General features: G+C 51.1%; 11 protein-coding genes and 4 riboswitches. Of the genes, 10 read left to right on the top strand and 1 reads right to left on the bottom strand.

All coding sequences use genetic code 11. The features are described 5' to 3' along the window. Nucleotides 1-266 precede the first annotated feature (266 nt). Together GT1_RS17935 and GT1_RS17930 are read left to right on the top strand one after the other, a co-directional pair. The gene (locus GT1_RS17935; protein ID WP_188399865.1) at nucleotides 267-1,508 is read left to right on the top strand and encodes an efflux RND transporter periplasmic adaptor subunit; all 1,242 of its coding nucleotides are present in this window, start codon (nucleotides 267-269) and stop codon (nucleotides 1,506-1,508) included. Continuing rightward, on the top strand, nucleotides 1,505-4,531 hold the full coding sequence (locus GT1_RS17930; RefSeq protein ID WP_188399864.1) for an efflux RND transporter permease subunit: 3,027 nt from the start codon (nucleotides 1,505-1,507) through the stop codon (nucleotides 4,529-4,531). Before GT1_RS17935 ends, GT1_RS17930 begins: the two co-directional genes overlap by 4 nt. Here the strand turns inward: GT1_RS17930 and GT1_RS17925 are convergent. Continuing rightward, the gene (locus GT1_RS17925) at nucleotides 4,520-4,657 is read right to left on the bottom strand and encodes a hypothetical protein (RefSeq protein WP_188399863.1); all 138 of its coding nucleotides are present in this window, start codon (nucleotides 4,655-4,657) and stop codon (nucleotides 4,520-4,522) included. The genes GT1_RS17930 and GT1_RS17925 overlap by 12 nt on opposite strands. A gap of 16 nt (nucleotides 4,658-4,673) precedes the next feature. Between GT1_RS17925 and GT1_RS17920 the strand changes: the two genes are divergently transcribed. From GT1_RS17920 to GT1_RS17885, 8 genes are all read left to right on the top strand, one after another. After that, on the top strand, nucleotides 4,674-6,695 hold the full coding sequence (locus tag GT1_RS17920) for a molybdopterin-dependent oxidoreductase (RefSeq protein ID WP_188399862.1): 2,022 nt from the start codon (nucleotides 4,674-4,676) through the stop codon (nucleotides 6,693-6,695). Between the two features lie 16 nt (nucleotides 6,696-6,711). Continuing rightward, nucleotides 6,712-7,233: a hypothetical protein gene (locus GT1_RS17915; protein ID WP_188399861.1), complete on the top strand. Its 522-nt coding sequence runs from the start codon at nucleotides 6,712-6,714 to the stop codon at nucleotides 7,231-7,233. 146 nt (nucleotides 7,234-7,379) lie between these two features. Then, nucleotides 7,380-7,561, top strand: a riboswitch (cobalamin riboswitch). 203 nt (nucleotides 7,562-7,764) lie between these two features. Beyond that, the gene (locus GT1_RS17910; RefSeq protein ID WP_188399860.1) at nucleotides 7,765-8,895 is read left to right on the top strand and encodes a type II secretion system protein GspD; all 1,131 of its coding nucleotides are present in this window, start codon (nucleotides 7,765-7,767) and stop codon (nucleotides 8,893-8,895) included. A gap of 57 nt (nucleotides 8,896-8,952) precedes the next feature. Beyond that, entirely contained in the window at nucleotides 8,953-9,357 is a 405-nt protein-coding gene (locus tag GT1_RS17905; RefSeq protein WP_188399859.1) for a hypothetical protein, read from the top strand. A 37-nt stretch (nucleotides 9,358-9,394) separates the two neighbouring features. Then, the gene (locus GT1_RS17900) at nucleotides 9,395-10,213 is read left to right on the top strand and encodes a hypothetical protein (RefSeq protein WP_188399858.1); all 819 of its coding nucleotides are present in this window, start codon (nucleotides 9,395-9,397) and stop codon (nucleotides 10,211-10,213) included. Between the two features lie 30 nt (nucleotides 10,214-10,243). Then, nucleotides 10,244-10,428: riboswitch (cobalamin riboswitch) on the top strand. Nucleotides 10,429-10,615: 187 nt separating this feature from the next. Next, nucleotides 10,616-10,795: riboswitch (cobalamin riboswitch) on the top strand. 135 nt (nucleotides 10,796-10,930) lie between these two features. Continuing rightward, nucleotides 10,931-13,594, top strand: a complete 2,664-nt coding sequence (locus GT1_RS17895) for a TonB-dependent receptor domain-containing protein (protein ID WP_188399857.1) — start codon at nucleotides 10,931-10,933, stop codon at nucleotides 13,592-13,594. A 149-nt stretch (nucleotides 13,595-13,743) separates the two neighbouring features. Further along, on the top strand, nucleotides 13,744-15,120 hold the full coding sequence (locus GT1_RS17890) for a hypothetical protein (RefSeq protein ID WP_223226352.1): 1,377 nt from the start codon (nucleotides 13,744-13,746) through the stop codon (nucleotides 15,118-15,120). A gap of 340 nt (nucleotides 15,121-15,460) precedes the next feature. Further along, entirely contained in the window at nucleotides 15,461-15,910 is a 450-nt protein-coding gene (locus GT1_RS17885; RefSeq protein WP_223226351.1) for a MarR family winged helix-turn-helix transcriptional regulator, read from the top strand. A 147-nt stretch (nucleotides 15,911-16,057) separates the two neighbouring features. Beyond that, a riboswitch (cobalamin riboswitch) is annotated at nucleotides 16,058-16,240 on the top strand. Nucleotides 16,241-16,434 lie beyond the last annotated feature (194 nt).

Below are 16,434 nucleotides of genomic sequence, written 5' to 3'. Positions count from 1 at the left end.
GCTTTTCAATGCTATAATCCATCGTGGTTTTGATTATTGGGATTTGCCCTTTAACTGGACCCTGGCCTGGAATCATAAGCTGTAAAATAAATAACCGCCAACAATCAGTTGGCGGTTATTTAGCGCATCATGGGCTTGCCGTGCCTTTACCCCGCTGGGGGAGACATTGAACACTTGGTTCGTTATCTTCCGTAAGGCGACTAACCGATTCCGGCTGTTACCGCGATAACGGCAGCTTTAAGGAATGGAGTGAACACACATTACTGATGGAAAAAATTATACATAGCAAAAAGTGCCGGCAGATGCTGGGGATTGTGGTGGTGGCAGCAGTTTTTGCCGGAGGCCTGTTCTTCTGGAAAAGCCATAGCAGTCCGGGAAATACGACAAAAGCCAGCGCAGTCAAGCCCTTGGTAGCGGTAGAGACAGTCCGGCGGCAGGATATGTTATCAAGAATTGTACTAAGCGGGCAAACGGTGGCGGCGGCGCAGGTCGATATTGCGCCTAAATATGCGGGGCATATTACCCGGGTTGCCGTAGAATTAGGCCAGCAAGTAACAGCCGGGCAAATACTCGTTGTGCAGGATTTGGCGGATATCGAGCTGGTGATCGCCCAGACAACAGCCGCTATCCGGCAGGCCGGAGCGGACAGTATCGAAATCAAAGCCGCATTTGCTGCCGATTATCAAAAAGCCGAGGCCGATTATGAGCGGAATCTTGCTAATTACCGGCGGTATGAAGCCTTGTACAATATGGGGGCCATTTCCCGGGAAACGCTGGATACGGCCAAACAGCAAATGGTCAATGCGAAAGCAGCCCTGGACGTACTAAAGGAACAGTCGATGCCAAGTGGCGTTCCGGCGGTTTTGGAAAGCAAACAGGCAGTGCTGGCTAAAGCCAAATACGGCCTGGAAGCCTTGGAGAAACAGCGGGAAGACCGGCTGCTGCGGGCACCGCGGGACGGCATCATCGGTTACCGGCAGGTGGAGGCAGGAGCCTTTGTGCAGGCCGGGCAAAAGCTGCTGACGGTTGTTGATAATAGCAGCAGCTATGTTGATTGCCTGGTTTCCGAGCAGAACGCCGCGCAAATCCGGAGTGGCATGCAGGTAATGGTTGCCATTGATTCACTGGGGAAGGAGTATCCTGGCAGCATTATTTATATCAGTCCGGCAGCCGATGCCCAAACCCGGCTCTTTACTGTCAGGCTGGCGTTAACCCCGGCAGATGCTGACGTCAAAAGCGGTATGTTCGCCCATGCCGGTATTGCCGGGCTGCTTAGAGAGCAGACTTTGTTTGTGGCGAAAACCGCGGTTACAGAAAAAAACGGCAAGCAGTATGTATTTGTCATTGATGACAAAAATCAGGCCAAGCAGCGCCTGGTGACAACCGGACAACGCAATGATGAGGCCGTGGAACTGCTTACAGGCATTAACGCAGGAGAACGGGTGGCCGTCAGTAATGTATCCCGGCTTAAACCGGGTATGGTGGTTGAGGTGGATACGCAGCTATGAACATCACCCGGTTTTCTATTCAGCGTCCTGTCGGCATAACCATGATTGTCATGCTGTTCGTCGTGCTGGGGCTATACAGCTTTTTCCGTATCGGTGTGGAGCTGCTGCCGGCCCTGAACAGTCCCTATTTTTCCATAGCTGTTGAATATCCCGGCGCCAGCGTGGAAGAAGTTGAGGAAATGGTGGTCAAGCCACTGGAGCAGGAATTGGTTTCCTTATCGCATTTAAAGCGGATTCTTGCCATTGCCAAGCCGGAACGGGCTACGATCGTCCTGGAATTTGACTATATGGCCAATGGCGATATTGCCTCCATCGACGCTTCCAAGGCCATCAACCGGGTGCGGAAAAAACTGCCGGTGGAGGTGGAGGAACCGGTGATAAGCCGGCGGGATGCCAATGCTGTGCCGGTTATGGAAATTGCGGTAAAAGCAAAATACCCATTGTCCGACATCTATGGCAAAGCCGACCAAATTTTTAAAGAGCGGCTCCAGCGGGCCGGCGGTGTATCCGATGTGGCCGTCGGCGGCGGTCGTGACCGGGAAATCGCCGTACTGGTTGACCGTGACAAACTAGCCTTGTATAACCTGTCACTAAATCAGATTGCCGAGCGTATTAAAGGCGATAACCTGCTCTTGCCTGCCGGTTCCGTGTATTCCGCGACGCAGGAAAGTGATGTGCGCTTAGCGGCCCGCTACCAGTCTGCCGAAGAAATCAAGCGGGTATATCTTGCCAATAGCGGCGGCGGTGCCATACCCTTAACCGAGATTGCCGAGATAACCGGGCAGGACAGCCGTGCCACCCGCTATGGGCGGGTAAACGGGGATGATGCCATCACCCTGCAGGTATATAAAAACAGTGATGCCAATATTGTCAACACAGTTAAAGCGGTGCAGCGGGAACTGGCGGCACTGCAGGACGAATATCCGGAATATCAGTTTATTGTGGTAACCAATGACGCCAATTATATTGACAACGCCTTGCATAATACCCTGATTGCCCTGTTTGAGGGCATCATGACTACCGGCCTGGTATTATTTTTATTTCTGCGCGGCTGGCGATCAACAGTTGCCGTCATGATTGCCATCCCGACATCGCTGATTTCCACTTTTTTGGTTATGTATGCGGCAGGCTTTACCTTTAATATGATGTCCCTGATGGGCATGGCGTTGTGTATCGGAATATTAGTGGATGATGCCATTGTTGTCCTGGAGAATATCCATAGACATTTGCAACTGGGCAAACCGCCGGCCGTGGCTGCCGAAGAGGGGCGCAACGAAATCGGCACAGCGGCCATCGCCATTACCCTGTGTGATGTGGTGGTGTTTTTGCCCATCGCCTTTATGACCGATATGACCGGGCAGTATTTTCGCCAATTTGGATTGACCATTGTATTTGCCACTTTGTTTTCACTGTTCATTTCTTTTACCTTAACCCCGATGCTGGCCGCACGGCTATTTTCCTCCGGGGCAGCCCCGGTTAGCGGAAGGATCTGGACTTTTATGGACAGGCTGGAAACAGCCGCTGTTGATAAGTACGAAAAGCTGCTGCGCCGGAGTCTGGCTCATGGCAGGAGAGTGATTGCCGGTGTACTTATTTTGCTGGTTGGTACTGTCGCCCTGATTCCTCTCGGGGTAATCGGGGCCGAATATATGCCGCGGACAGATGAAAGCAATTTCCGGGTCAGTGTCGAATTGCCTGTGGGACAGAACCTGGAAATGACCGATGCGGTGATCAGTCAGTTGGAGCAATATATCCTGACAATTCCGGAAGTAACCTACTGTCTGAGTAATGTCGGCGGCAGCAGCAGCAACTGGGGCAGGCTGACCGTACAGCTTGTGGGGAAAAGAGAACGGGACCGCAGTATTTGGGAAATTACCGAGGATGTCAGAAACTTTGCCCGCCGCCAGCTTGCTCATGCCTCAGTGCGGGTTTATGAAACCGAGTCATCGGTGGCCGGTATTTCGACAGGCGGTGCCGAGATACACTCTCCGGTTTTAATTTATCTCTTAGGATCAGATATGGCTGATTTAGTCAGGGCCTCCTATCAACTGCAGGCCATCCTGGCCAACATTGAGGGCACCAAGGAGATCCGCAGCAACTATCGGGTAGGGGTTCCTGAATTTAAGCTGACAGTTGACCGGGAAAAACTGAAATTCTTTACTACCTCGGTACAGGACGTTAAAGAGGCTTTTGCCGGCGCGATTAATGGCAAAAAGGCCGGAGTGCTGCCCAATGACAGCAACAATAACGGGCGTGACACCGATATTGTCGTCCGGCTAAAAGGCAGCGAATATTTTAAACCCTCCGATCTGACCACTATTCCGGTTAAAGCCGATGGCAAAATGGTGTTTCTGGGGGATGTGGCCCGGATTGAAGAGGGGGTGGGGCCTGTCGGCATTACCCGGCTGAATAAGCAGCGTTCCCTTATTGTGCAGGCCAATATAACTGACCGTCCCTTAAACGAGGTGCTGCAGGAGCTGGACAGCCTGCTAAAAGAGGACGCCTTGCCGGAAGGCGTCACCTACCGTTTTGGCGGGCAGGCGGCCGAGATGGACAGCAGCTACGGAGAAATTATCCAGGCGTTGGTTTTGTCTCTCCTGCTGGTATATATGCTGCTGGCTGTGCTCTATGAATCGGCCTTCACGCCTGTTATCCGGATGTTATCGCTGCCGCTGGGATTAATCGGGAGCCTGTTGTTTTTGCTTTTTACCAATAATACCATCAATGTCTATTCCCTTGTCGGCTTTTTAGTCATGGACGGGCTGGTGGCCAAAAACGGCACTCTGCTGCTGGATTACACACTGACACTGATGGGGCGGGGCATGAGCGCCTATGAAGCATTGGTGGAGGCAGGCAAAACCCGTTTAAGGCCTATCTGCATGACTACCCTGACCATGGTGGTCGGCATGCTGCCCACTGCCCTGGCTTTGAGCGAGGGTGCCGAGACCAGGGTGAGCATGGCCTGGGTGCTTATTGGCGGCTTGCTCTCATCTACCGTTTTTACCTTATTGTTATTCCGATAGTTTTCCTGTTTTTTGACCGCCATCCTGTGCGGACTTGGTTTCATTAATCGCTTGTTGTTGGATGGCAACCGTAATAATTTGTATTTTTATGGTATAATAGCCATAGAAAATCAAACCTTCAAACAACAAGGGAGAGAATTTCATGGAAATCTTGCGGTCTGTTTGTCCCTATGATTGTCCTGACACCTGCGGCTTGCTTATCTATAAAGAGGGTGAAACGGTTGTTAGAGTCCAGGGCGATCCGGAGCATTCGTTCACACGCGGGACACTTTGTCCTAAAATGGCTCATTATGAAAGAACAGTTTATTCTAAGCGGAGACTTTTAACGCCATTGCTGCGGTCCGGTCCCAAGGGCAGCGGCGCCTTCACGCCGGTTTCCTGGGAAGAAGCCATTGGCATCATTGCTGATAGATGGCAGGGAATTATTGCTCAATATGGGGCGGAGGCAATATTGCCCTACTCTTATGCCGGCACAATGGGACTTGTTCAGCGCAATGCCGGTCATCCCTTTTTCTATAGCCTGGGTGCATCCCGGCTGGAGCGGACAATCTGTTCGCCAGCCAAGGACTATGGCTGGAAAGCTGTAATGGGGCAAACTATAGCGCCACACCCCGGCGAGCTGCAAGCCAGTGATCTGATCATTTTGTGGGGTATCAGCGCTCTGGCGACAGATATTCATATTATGCATGATATACATATCGCCAAGGCCAAGGGCGCTAAAGTATGGCTGATTGATACTTATGAAACGCCTACTGCGAAAATTTCCGATCAGGTCATACTGGTTCGTCCGGGTAGCGACGGGGCTTTGGCGCTGGGCATGATGCATGTTATTGCGCGCGACAAGCTGGCAGACCAGCATTTTATCAGGCAATACGTGCAGGGGTATGAGGAACTGGCAGCTACGGTGCTGCCTCAGTATACACCGGCAGCAGTCAGCAAAATAACCGGAATTGCTGCCGGTACAATCGAGGAGCTGGCAAGACAGTATGCTGCGGCAGAGGCCCCGTTTATCAGAATGGGGAGTGGTTTATCCCGCTATGGCAACGGAGCAATGACCGTACGGATTCTTACTTGTCTGCCGGCGGTGATTGGTGCATGGCAAAAAAGCGGTGGCGGCGTATTGACCGGCACAACTACGGCAGGTGCCTTTGACACCAAATTAATCACCCGGGAAGACTTGCAGAAAGGTACGCCGCGGCTGATCAACATGAATGAATTGGGACATGCCCTGAATGAAGTAAAGGATCCTCCGGTAATGGGGCTATATGTGCACAGCTCCAATCCGGCCATAACAGCTCCTGATCAAAACCGGGTCCTGCAGGGCTTAGCCCGGGAAGAACTTTTTACCGTAGTGCATGAACGGTTCATGACCGACACGGCTAACTACGCAGATGTGGTATTACCGGCGACGACTTCCCTCGAACACAGTGATATATACCGTGCCTACGGGCATTATGTCGTACAGCGTGCTCTCAAGGTAATTGACGCGGTAGGGCAGTCAAAATCCAATTGGGAGGTATTCTGCCTCCTAGCTGCGGCGATGGGAATCAAGGAGCCGTTCTTTCAGCAGACCGAGGAAGCCCTGATTGACAGTATTCTGGCCAATCCCACTCCCTGGCTGGAGCAAACCGAAATGGAAAAACTGCGGCAAGGATATCCGGTGGACTTGCCGCTGCCTGACGATTATAAGCTGCAATTTCAAACACCGTCAGGAAAAATTGAAATAATAAATCCCAGAGAAGAGGAACCCTTGCCAAGATATCTTGAGCCTTATGGCGACAACGCAGAGTTTTGGCTGATTAATTCGCCCGATGCCCGGATATTGGATTCGTCCTTTAATGAACGGGAAGACCTGACGAAAAACAATACAATGATCCTGCAAATGAACCCGGCAGATGCCGCTAAGAAAAGCTTAAAAGACGGTCAGCTTATTGTTGTTTATAACGAACGCGGCAAAGCGGTTTTTACGCTGAAAACCAGCGCGAAAGTACCGGAATCAGTTGTTGTAACCGAAGGCGTGTGGTGGATCGAACATGCTGTAGGCGATCGGTCGGTCAATGTGCTGACTTCTCAAAGACTTACTGATAAAGGGAAGGGAAGTACTTTTTATGACGTGAAAGTAAATGTTATCGCCCACGCAGATAGTTGCGATATATGCAGGTAGATGAAAGGAGTCTTACATGACAAAACAAATACTGCTGTTCGCTTTGTGCTTGCTTCTGCTTGCGGCCGTTCCCGTGCAGGCGGAGGAGCCTCCTGCTAATTCGCCGCTGGACTGGGAGCTCAGTGTCCGGCCCAAGCCCAGCGAAGCGGAGATCGAGCGACAGCGCTGGGTGCAGGTATTCAAGAATGATATTGGCATTTTTGCCTTTGACCATACCTCGCTTAAGGTTGATGAAGCCGATAACAACCTGGTCCATGTTCTGACCAAAACCATCTTTACCGATCCGAAGCTTATCGGCAATTTACATGACAAATATCAGGAAAAACTGACAGCAGAAGACAAAGTCGCCTACAGCGAAATCTGGATGGCATTTAAGACCAGAGACAAAACCTATGCAGTTACCGCGATAAAGGTGGTCAGTGAACAGGGAACCGTGTTGGAAGAACGTCAGCAAATCGCAAAGTTCGCCCCTGTTCCCGTAAAGACCTTTGCCGACTCCATGTACGAAATTGTTAAAAATTATGTGCGGAATAATTAATACTCCCACTACCTGCCAGCGCAATACCAGGCACAGTATCGGCTCAAAGTTTCCATAAAAAGTTTGTCGAATTTAGTAGGATAAAAACTTTCGACAAAGTTATCCATTTATGATAAAATTTAGAAAACAGACAACTAAACAAAAAATAAATATTTCCAGGTACAGGTGTCCGCAAGGACATAATAGAGAAACCGGTTAAAAGCCGGTGCGGTCCCGCCACTGTAATGGGGAGCGAATCCATGATATGCCACTGAGACGATCGTCTTGGGAAGGTTTGGAGGAGCGATGAGCCTAAGCCAGGAGAACTGCCTGTACAACAATCACCGTTGACCTGCGAGAGATGGGAAGGGGATTTGGCTGCATGTTTTTTTGCATGTAGTTCCGGCTGTTTGCCGGGATCAATAAGAAGCCCCTGTCGGTTATTCGCAGGAGGCTTCTTTCTTTTTATCAACTCCTACTCCTACTAACTGAAAGTCGGTGAATCGAGTGTACCATTGCCGCCGGTATCGTACTACCTTCTTCACCTTCCTATTGCTGCTCTTTCTGTTGCCCTGGCTTGCTCAGGCCTCCCCGGCACCGCCGGCAGTCCTGCCGGATACGGCTGTTGACCGGCAGGCTGCAGTAAGCATTGGCGGTTTGCCGGAAAATGAATCCGGAACAACCCCTGGGACTACCGGCCAGGCAGGGCATGTCACCGCCTCCGGCCTGGAACCGGGCGCTGAGCCGGAGCCCGGACTGCAACTGCAGCCTGCGCCCGAACCTGAAACTGATCTTCAGGGACCGCTAGTGGTACAGCTCAACTATCTAAAGGTCGATCAGGCCAGACCGCTGCTGAGTGCCCTGGTCCCGGAAGAACAGATTAAAACCGATCCGCTGCGCAATATCCTGGTGATTATGAGCACTCCCGATATATACAGACAGGTGGAGCAACTGCTGGCAAAAATTGATACACCGCCGCCGCAGGTTATGTTTGAAGTGCAGGTACTGGAGATTAACCGCGATGATTCATCCAACCTCGGTGTTGACTGGGGAGCTAAGACCCTGCTGCCTTCCGAAAAGCTCTACGACCATTCAAATTTCTGGATTACTACCGGCAGGTACGGCGTCAATCTTCAGGGAATTATCAACCATTTAATCGAAAAGAAAAAAGGCCGGCTGCTGGCAAGCCCGCGTATCGCCACCTTGGACGGGGTAAAGGCGCAAATCCTTATCGGGGACAAGCTGGCTGTCGAAAGCTCGCAGCCTACTACCGGCAGCATGCCCATTATCTCCGTCATCTATGTTGAGGTGGGGATTAAATTAGGAGTGACCCCAACTGTAAACAAAGATGGTTTCATAACTACCCATATTCAGCCGGAAGTGAGCAACAAGACCGATACCACCAAAAACGGCAATCCCAATATCCGCACCCGCCAGGCAGATGCCACCCTCAGGGTTAAAAGCGGGGCAACCATTGTACTGGGCGGCTTAATTCAGCGCCAGGAAACCAATACTACCTTCAAGGTTCCGGTGCTGGGGCAGCTGCCGCTGGTGGGAAAGCTTTTCCACTCAACCGATAAGCAAGTTACTGAGACCGAACTGGTGATTATGCTGACCCCTAAAATCATCGGTGACGACTTCTTAGCCGCCACCGTTCAGGAATATGATTCAGGTGTGCATTAGGTTTATGTGTTTCTCACAGACGATCATAGCCTGAATATTTTGGGAGTGATACCTGTCATGAATATAGTATTAAAGGCGATTAGCCTGGGCCTGTTAATCTTGTTTTTGAACCTGCCGTTAACCCAGACTCATTCTGCCGCCACGGTGAATCAGCCTGTTTCCGGCGTTGCCTTGATGCCGCCAATGGTTCAGTTATCCGGTCATGTCACGCTCATAAATTGTTATGCGCCCTCCAATAGCTGTTATGCGGTTATTGAACTTCGCGAGCCGCCCGGAAAAGCCATTGTGGTCAGAACGTCCGAGCAAAAGCTGCAAAGCCTGCTGGAAACCGCTCTGGCGACAGGCAAGCTTATCTCTTTTGTCGGGCAAAACGTTATGATTGCGTCACCTCCCCGCGGTGGTACCTGGAATATGGAGGTATACGCCATTGACGAAATCACATTATATAACAAAACTTTGTAACCGACTCGCTGTTAGCGTTGTAGGATGCCTCATGCTTTTGCCGGCACTGTTACTTGCACAGCCGGTTTCAGCGATAGCTGCGCCGGATATTGTCAGACAGTGGGCGCCGGTCGTCTGCCAGTCCGATCACAGCGATGGTCTGGCGGCAAAGCAAAATGTATTTACTCTGGTCAATTATGACCTCGACTGGCAGCTCAACAACAATTGGTACAACCTGTACTTTTACCCGCTGGCGCATGCTATGTACTATTCTGTGGTGGAAAGCGACACCCATTATTATCTTGGCTATTATCAATACTATCCACGTCATGGCCGTGGCCATGAACATGCCATGACCGGTGTGCTGCTTGCCGTAAGGAAACTGCCGGATAACACCGGCGCTCTTGATTTGCTGGTGACCTACAGTAACGGTAAATGGAGAACACGGGATGGTGGGCGAGTGTTCCTGGCAGACGGGCACCCGGTATTACAGCTTCGCACCGGAACTCACGCCGTTGCCGCCGCCGGTAAAAACAGCCGGCTGCTGCGGAAAAAGAATATGCAGGTGCTGAGTGCGGCCGGCAGCCGCCTGGGCAGTGACCAACAGTCTGGGGCGGGATATATGGACTATGTTTTGCTTCCCCTGACAGCCTTGTGGGAGCGACGCCAGGATATCGGACAAGGCCGTGTTTTCTCCCGCTGGGGCTATTTTGACAGCTATAATGCGGTCAGGGTTTCAGCCCCCTGGGCCTGGGAGTATCGCCGGCTTAACTGGCTGATGAATCCCGGTGAACTGACCCTGTATTTTACCGGCCAGCCGGTCAAAGCCTGCAACTACCTGAACCATCCGTATCAAGCCGGTACAGGCAATAAATAAATCACTATTTTGCCAAGCGGTTAAACAACAAAACTATATATCGGTACAGGTGCCCTTCGGGGCTTAATAGGGAAGTCCGGTGCAAAGCCGGCGCGGTCCCGCCACTGTAATGGGGAGTGAACCCAAGGATATGCCACTGGGACGAGGAGTCCTGGGAAGGTTTGGGCGAGCGATGAGCCAGAGTCAGGAGAACTGCCTGTACAACAATCACCGTTGACCTGCGAGCGATGGGTAGGGGATTATCTGGGCAGTCTGTTTCATAGGCTGGTTATGTCAGCTTTGCTGCAATAACACTGTGGACAATGGATTTCTCATATAGTCAACACTCTGTAACCCGGAGCGGTTGGCCTTATGAGAAATCCATTTTTTATTGTAAAAATGGAATTGGGTACGAAAAAGCATCACAAAAAAATGAGTACAGGTGCCCTGCAGGGCTTAATAGGGAAGTCCGGTGCAAAACCGGCGCGGTCCCGCCACTGTAACGCGGAGTCAGCCCTTACCATGCCACTGGAAAAACTTCCGGGAAGGCCGGGCGGACGATGAACCGGAGCCAGGAGACCTGCCTGTACGGAAAGTCTTCGTTTGACCTGCGAGCGACAGGGAGAAGATAGGGAAATTTACTGGAGAAAGGAGACAGAGGATACAACAACGGTAAACAAGCCAATATTTCCGGAAATTTTGGCAAGAGCACTATTGGTAAAAAGGAGAGAGTGTTCGTTGAAACAAGGCAAATTAAGCAAAAGAGCCCTGGCGCTTGGCGTCTGCTGTACGCTGGCCCTGGGTATGGCTCCGGGGCTTTCGGTACCCGGTTCCAGCGGCATCGTTCATGCGGCCGAGGCCGGCGGCGAGCCGTCACAGGAAACACAGGACACTGTGGCGGCAGACCCCGGACAGGCGCAGGAATATGCCCTGGAAGCCATCACCGTCGAAGCCAAGCGCCCTGACTGGGAATCCAAGCTGTCGCCAGGCACGGTGACTATTATCCGGCCTGACGATTACAAGGGAGAGCAGAAAACATTGCCCGAATTGCTCAAGGATGTGCCTGGCGTCCATGTCCGTTATGTGTCCGGCAAAGGGCAGTATACCACCGTCACCGTCCGGGGCAGTACAGCGGCCCAGGTGGGCGTATTCGTGGATGGTGTGCTGTCCAACCTCGGTGGGGATGCGGCTGTCGATATCTCGACAATTCCTGTCAGCAATGTCGAGCGGATCGAGGTCTACCGTGGCTATATCCCGGCCCGGTTCGGCGGTACCTATATGGGCGGGGTCATCAACATCGTCACCAAGAAGCCCGACAAAGCCAATATTTCGGCTCAAATCGGCAAAAGCTCCTGGGGCGGTACTGTCGCCGGCCTGGAGATCACCCAGCCGCTGGGGACGGGCAGCCTGATGATCGGCATCAACCGCGATGAGAGCGACGGGGATTTCCGCTATGAGAATCCGTACTCTAAAGAAGTTTACGCAAAAGAGATGCCGGGATTGCAGGCGGATATGAAATATGTCCTGGATACATTCAATAGTGACATGGAGTTCTATACAGGAGTTAATCCTAATTATTCCACGTTTGAGGAAGTTGATTCGGCATTTAATGACCCGGCTGTTTACAATCAGTATTTGTCCGGTGCACGGGACAACTGGTATTTGAATAATTGGTTTTCCAGCAAGCAGGAGATGCTTGACGATTATGTCGCAAATAATATTGGACATAATCCGGGCTTTACACTGGCTGATGCGGAACAGCTATATGACCGGGAATCCAAAGCCGCACTGGATGCGGTAAGAACTACTTTATATGAGCAGAGCGCAGGTACGCGAAAGCTAATGTCCGAGATTTCTGATGATAATACCCGCTGGCGGCGCAACAACGACTATAAAAATACTGATGCCATTATCAAATGGCAGGATGACCACTGGCTGGTCAAGGGCAGCTGGAAGAAAATTGACCGGGGGCTGCCGCGAGTACTTCAGTGGAGTACCTCTAACACGTCCACTACAGTAGTGGATCTGCCAGGACAATTCGAGCGAAAACGGCAGGAACTGACAACCAAGGATTTGCTGGTGGGACGGCGGGATACATCCGGCAATCTGGAGTGGGGCTGGCAGGTCAATTATCTTGATCAGGATAAGCACTACAGCAATCCGGATCATGGGGCTGGCGGAAATGAAAAGATGCTTCAAAAATGGAGTACCTATGACTCGCGGCGGCTTGGTGGAGCCATTGATGGCACCTATAAGGCTGGTAGCAACCATATGTTTGAGTTCCTGGCCAACTGGTCCAAGGAGAAAATGGATATTGATGGAAACAGGATGGATGAGCTTGATTTTGATGATGAGACCACTAATGCTGAACGGTTCCGAAAGTATTATGAACAGACGTTATTCAATCTCCAATTGCAAGATACCATTACTCTTAACCAGGCTGCAGACTTCTGGCTGACCCCCAGCATCCGCTATAATTATTCTAAGGTCATGGGGCAGGCGGCGGGCAACAAAGAAGATCCCATCGATAAGAATCATATCTGGGTTAAGAAGGAGGATTCCCAGGTCAATGATAAGGTCACCTGGCAGGTGGCGCTGAAAAAACAGGTGGACGACCACCTGACCTTGCGCTCCACCTATGGCACCTACTACCGGCTGCTTAACCTGTATGAGATTGCCGGCGATGGCGCCGGCATCCTGCCCCGGCCTAATACCGGCGCGGGCAATGTTTATGGCAGTAAGTTCCCGGTACCGGAGGAAGGAACCCAGTGGGATTTGTCGGCTATCTGGGACGGCAAACTGCTGGGTACTAACTCCTCCCAGGTGCAACTGACCTATTTCGGCCGTAAATCCGAGAATCTGCTGCAACTGTACCGCTACGGTTATGATTTCTGGTCTTACACCAATTCGTCCAAAGGGCGGGTCAATGGTGTGGAATTGCAGGGCAATTTTAGCTGGAACAAATGGGATCTGAACCTGGCCAGCACCTACCTGCATACCAAGGCGTGGGAGCAATCTAATGCCACCAGCAATGCGCCGCCAGTCTATGCAAAAATAAAGCAGACATACACGCCGGAATGGGAGGGCTCCGTTCGGCTGACATACCGGCCGGACAGGCAACTGGCTATTTTTTCCGAAATGAAGTATGTGGGGGCAATGTACTTTAATAAATACAGTCAAGCTGAGGTACAAAGCTCTCTGACTACCGTCGGACTGGGGGCTAAATATAAAATGACGAAAGATTGTCAACTCATCGCCGGTGTAAATGACCTCTTTGACAAAGGGCCGGAGATGAGGCTGACGAGGGAAGACTCTGCTATTAGTGCTAGTTTGAAAAACAGTCTGCTTCAATATCCGCTGCAAGGCCGCACCTATTATATGACCTTGCAGTACAAGTACTAGTAGCAGCCTGCACTGGTAAAGGAGGTGATGCCCGCATTTCAGGCCGGCAAGACCAGTCTGAAGCGAAGGGAGTGATGGCGGAAATACACTGATGGTACCTCTGGATTTTTTCACACAGGAAAAATTAAAGAAAAGTGAGGTCATGAATCATGAAAAAGAAATTCGGTTTTCTTAAACGGGCTATCGTAGCAGCCCTGACTCTGTCTGTGCTTGGCAGTTCGGCGGCGCTGGCCGCCACGGAAAACTTATTCGGCTACACAGTAGTTGATTCCAATTACACCCAGGGTCTGGCCGGCGCCATTAATGGCGACCGGACTGCCGCTCCCGGCACCTTCACGTCCAACACCAAGGTCACCGGTTTAAACAGCGACCCGGCCCTGTTCAACTTCTTCCAGGGCAATGAAAGCCGCCTGGTGTTGCGCCAGTATAATGTGTATGCTCCGGCAACCTTAATCGACAATAAAATCATTGACCCGTTTGCATCTTCTTGGACGCCTTCGATTACCGAAAAGAAATGGGACGCCGTACGCAATCTGCACGCGGTGGCTACCAAGGGTAATTTCCTCTACGCTACCGGCTATGATTTGGGCAAAATCTCGGTAGTAGATATGAGCAATGGTTATACGCAAAAAACAAGCTATCAGTTTCCGACAGCTTGGCCGAGCATTCCCACAACAGTCGTACCAGCCGGTGCTTCGGTCCATGGTGAAGGCTTAACCGTTGTTGGCAACAATTTGTATGCGCTGTTTACCGTTAATCCGAATGGCGGCTATTCAGAGTATTCCGATAGTGTTGTTGTGAAATTCAACATACAAGCCAATGGTAATTTAAGCTATGTTAATTATATAACTGTTGGCAAAAATGCCTTTACCCTCGATCATTATGACAACAAACTCTACGTTTGCGCCCTGGGCGGCATGCAGAATGCCGGCAGCTCCAACGCTGACACCCGCCTGGACATCATTAATTTGTCAAACTTCACCAAGACCACCGTCAACAAGACTGCTTCTATGACCGGCGATTTCCGTGATATTACCATCGTGGACGCCAATAATGCCTATGTATTCCTCGGTAACTATAACACCAGCTGGAATATGGACGGCGGCGTATACCGCACTACCGTAGCCAATCTCACCTCCCCGTCGGCCTGGACCAATGTCAGCAATCTCAGCAACGCTCCCGGCTACCTCTGGGGCATCTATGCCGACAGCAACCGCTTCTGGTTTGTTAAAGGCAACCAAATCGACATTTATTCCAGCCTGCTTGTCAGCAGCGCTAAGAAGGCTGATAAAACCTTTACAGCAGTTGATTTGGGTGGCAGCAGCTTTGGCCCGTATGCCAGCCTGAACTCCGCGATTATCCTTGCCCCGGATCAAACTTCAGGTCTTGCCGCTAAGAGCATGTCCGGCGTGGCCAAATCCTTTGCTTCCCAGACTGCCCTGGCACAACAAGCTCGCAAAGCAGCTGAAGAAGCCAAGACCGGCCTGAAAACCGTAAACGGCCAAAGAATCCTGAGCTTCAACTAATCACAAAACATGTAATTCATCATCTACATTATACTCCCAATTAAATTAGCTATGACTTTCAACCGAAAAAGTACTGCCACAATCCCCTTGTCTTGGCTATCCGTTCGCCCCGGAACCCCAAGGCAAGGGGATTTTTCTGGGACAAGGGGACAGGTCCCTTGTCCCACTTGATCTATCTATTCTACTTGTAGATACTCCTGCCATCTTAGTTAATTGCCTTGTTGTGATAATGTTTTGTACGCCGGCTAATAGATTTTTCGCTTAGCAGTTAAGGGATTTCCTTGGTATATCTTTACAATAAATAGTTTATATGCTAAACTATTTGCGGGAGGTCGGAAATATGTGCTCATCATCGGAAAGCTGTGATCCCAAACAGGGAAGTGCTCGTATCGGGCGGCTTATTATGCAGCTCAAGCGTCTGGAACGGCATCCGCACCAGTTTGGTGCCGCAGGCTGTTTAACGCCCAGCGAAATTCATACCATTGATGCGATAGGGGTTAACGGTCGGATTTTGATGAGTGAACTGGCGGCGCACTTAGGCGTTACTAAGGGGGCGGTGACCCAGCTTATCAGCCGGCTGGAGGCTAAAGACTGTGTTCAGCGCACGCCGCACACCACCGACAACCGGGCGACGCTGGTTTCACTGACCGCAAAGGGCCGACAGGCGTATCTGGCGCATGAGCAGTTAAACCGGCAATTTTATGATAAGCTCAGTGCCCAGTTGACGGCTCAGGAAATAGCCATATTTGAAAAATGCATTGATACGTTTTGTGAAGTACTAAAAAAGTGAATTCGGTTCAGCGCGGTTGGCACGTCGGGCCAGGCAGGAGTCATCCCGCCTGAATTACCGCCACCTGTGGAGGCGGGAGTGTCGCCGCTAATATGGATAATTTTTTTTGCCGATATAGTTTAGATACTAAACTATATCGCAATTGCTAACTACATAATAGGAACAGGTGCCCTTAGGGGCTTAATAGGGAAGTCCGGTTGAAAGCCGGCGCGGTCCCGCCACTGTAACGGGGAGTAAACCCAGGATATGCCACTGGAAGGAAAATTCCGGGAAGGTCTGGGTGCATGATGAGCCGGAGCCAGGAGAACTGCCTGTTTTACAATCACCGTTTGACCCGCGAGCGATGGGGAGGAGATTAGCAAGCAGGGGCTTTCCGTTCCAAGGAACAATGCCGCCTGGTTGCAGCAGATCTTCTCCCGGCAATTTGCCGGGAGATTTTTATATATTATAAGGAGCATTCCTGTAAGGAGTAAAAACGGTCTTTGAAAAATGAGACGCCCGGCAATACAATGGCAATGTGTGCT

The organism is Sporomusa sp. GT1, assembly GCF_014634905.1.
GTDB lineage: Bacteria > Bacillota > Negativicutes > Sporomusales > Sporomusaceae > Sporomusa > Sporomusa sphaeroides.
This window is presented reverse-complemented; position numbering and strand designations above follow the sequence as displayed.

Coding starts and splice junctions, on each gene's coding strand:
- GT1_RS17935 (WP_188399865.1), top strand. CDS start 267: ATGGAAAAAATTATACATAGCAAAAAGTGCCGGCAGATGCTGGGGATT.
- GT1_RS17930 (WP_188399864.1), top strand. CDS start 1,505: ATGAACATCACCCGGTTTTCTATTCAGCGTCCTGTCGGCATAACCATG.
- GT1_RS17920 (WP_188399862.1), top strand. CDS start 4,674: ATGGAAATCTTGCGGTCTGTTTGTCCCTATGATTGTCCTGACACCTGC.
- GT1_RS17915 (WP_188399861.1), top strand. CDS start 6,712: ATGACAAAACAAATACTGCTGTTCGCTTTGTGCTTGCTTCTGCTTGCG.
- GT1_RS17905 (WP_188399859.1), top strand. CDS start 8,953: ATGAATATAGTATTAAAGGCGATTAGCCTGGGCCTGTTAATCTTGTTT.
- GT1_RS17890 (WP_223226352.1), top strand. CDS start 13,744: ATGAAAAAGAAATTCGGTTTTCTTAAACGGGCTATCGTAGCAGCCCTG.
- GT1_RS17885 (WP_223226351.1), top strand. CDS start 15,461: ATGTGCTCATCATCGGAAAGCTGTGATCCCAAACAGGGAAGTGCTCGT.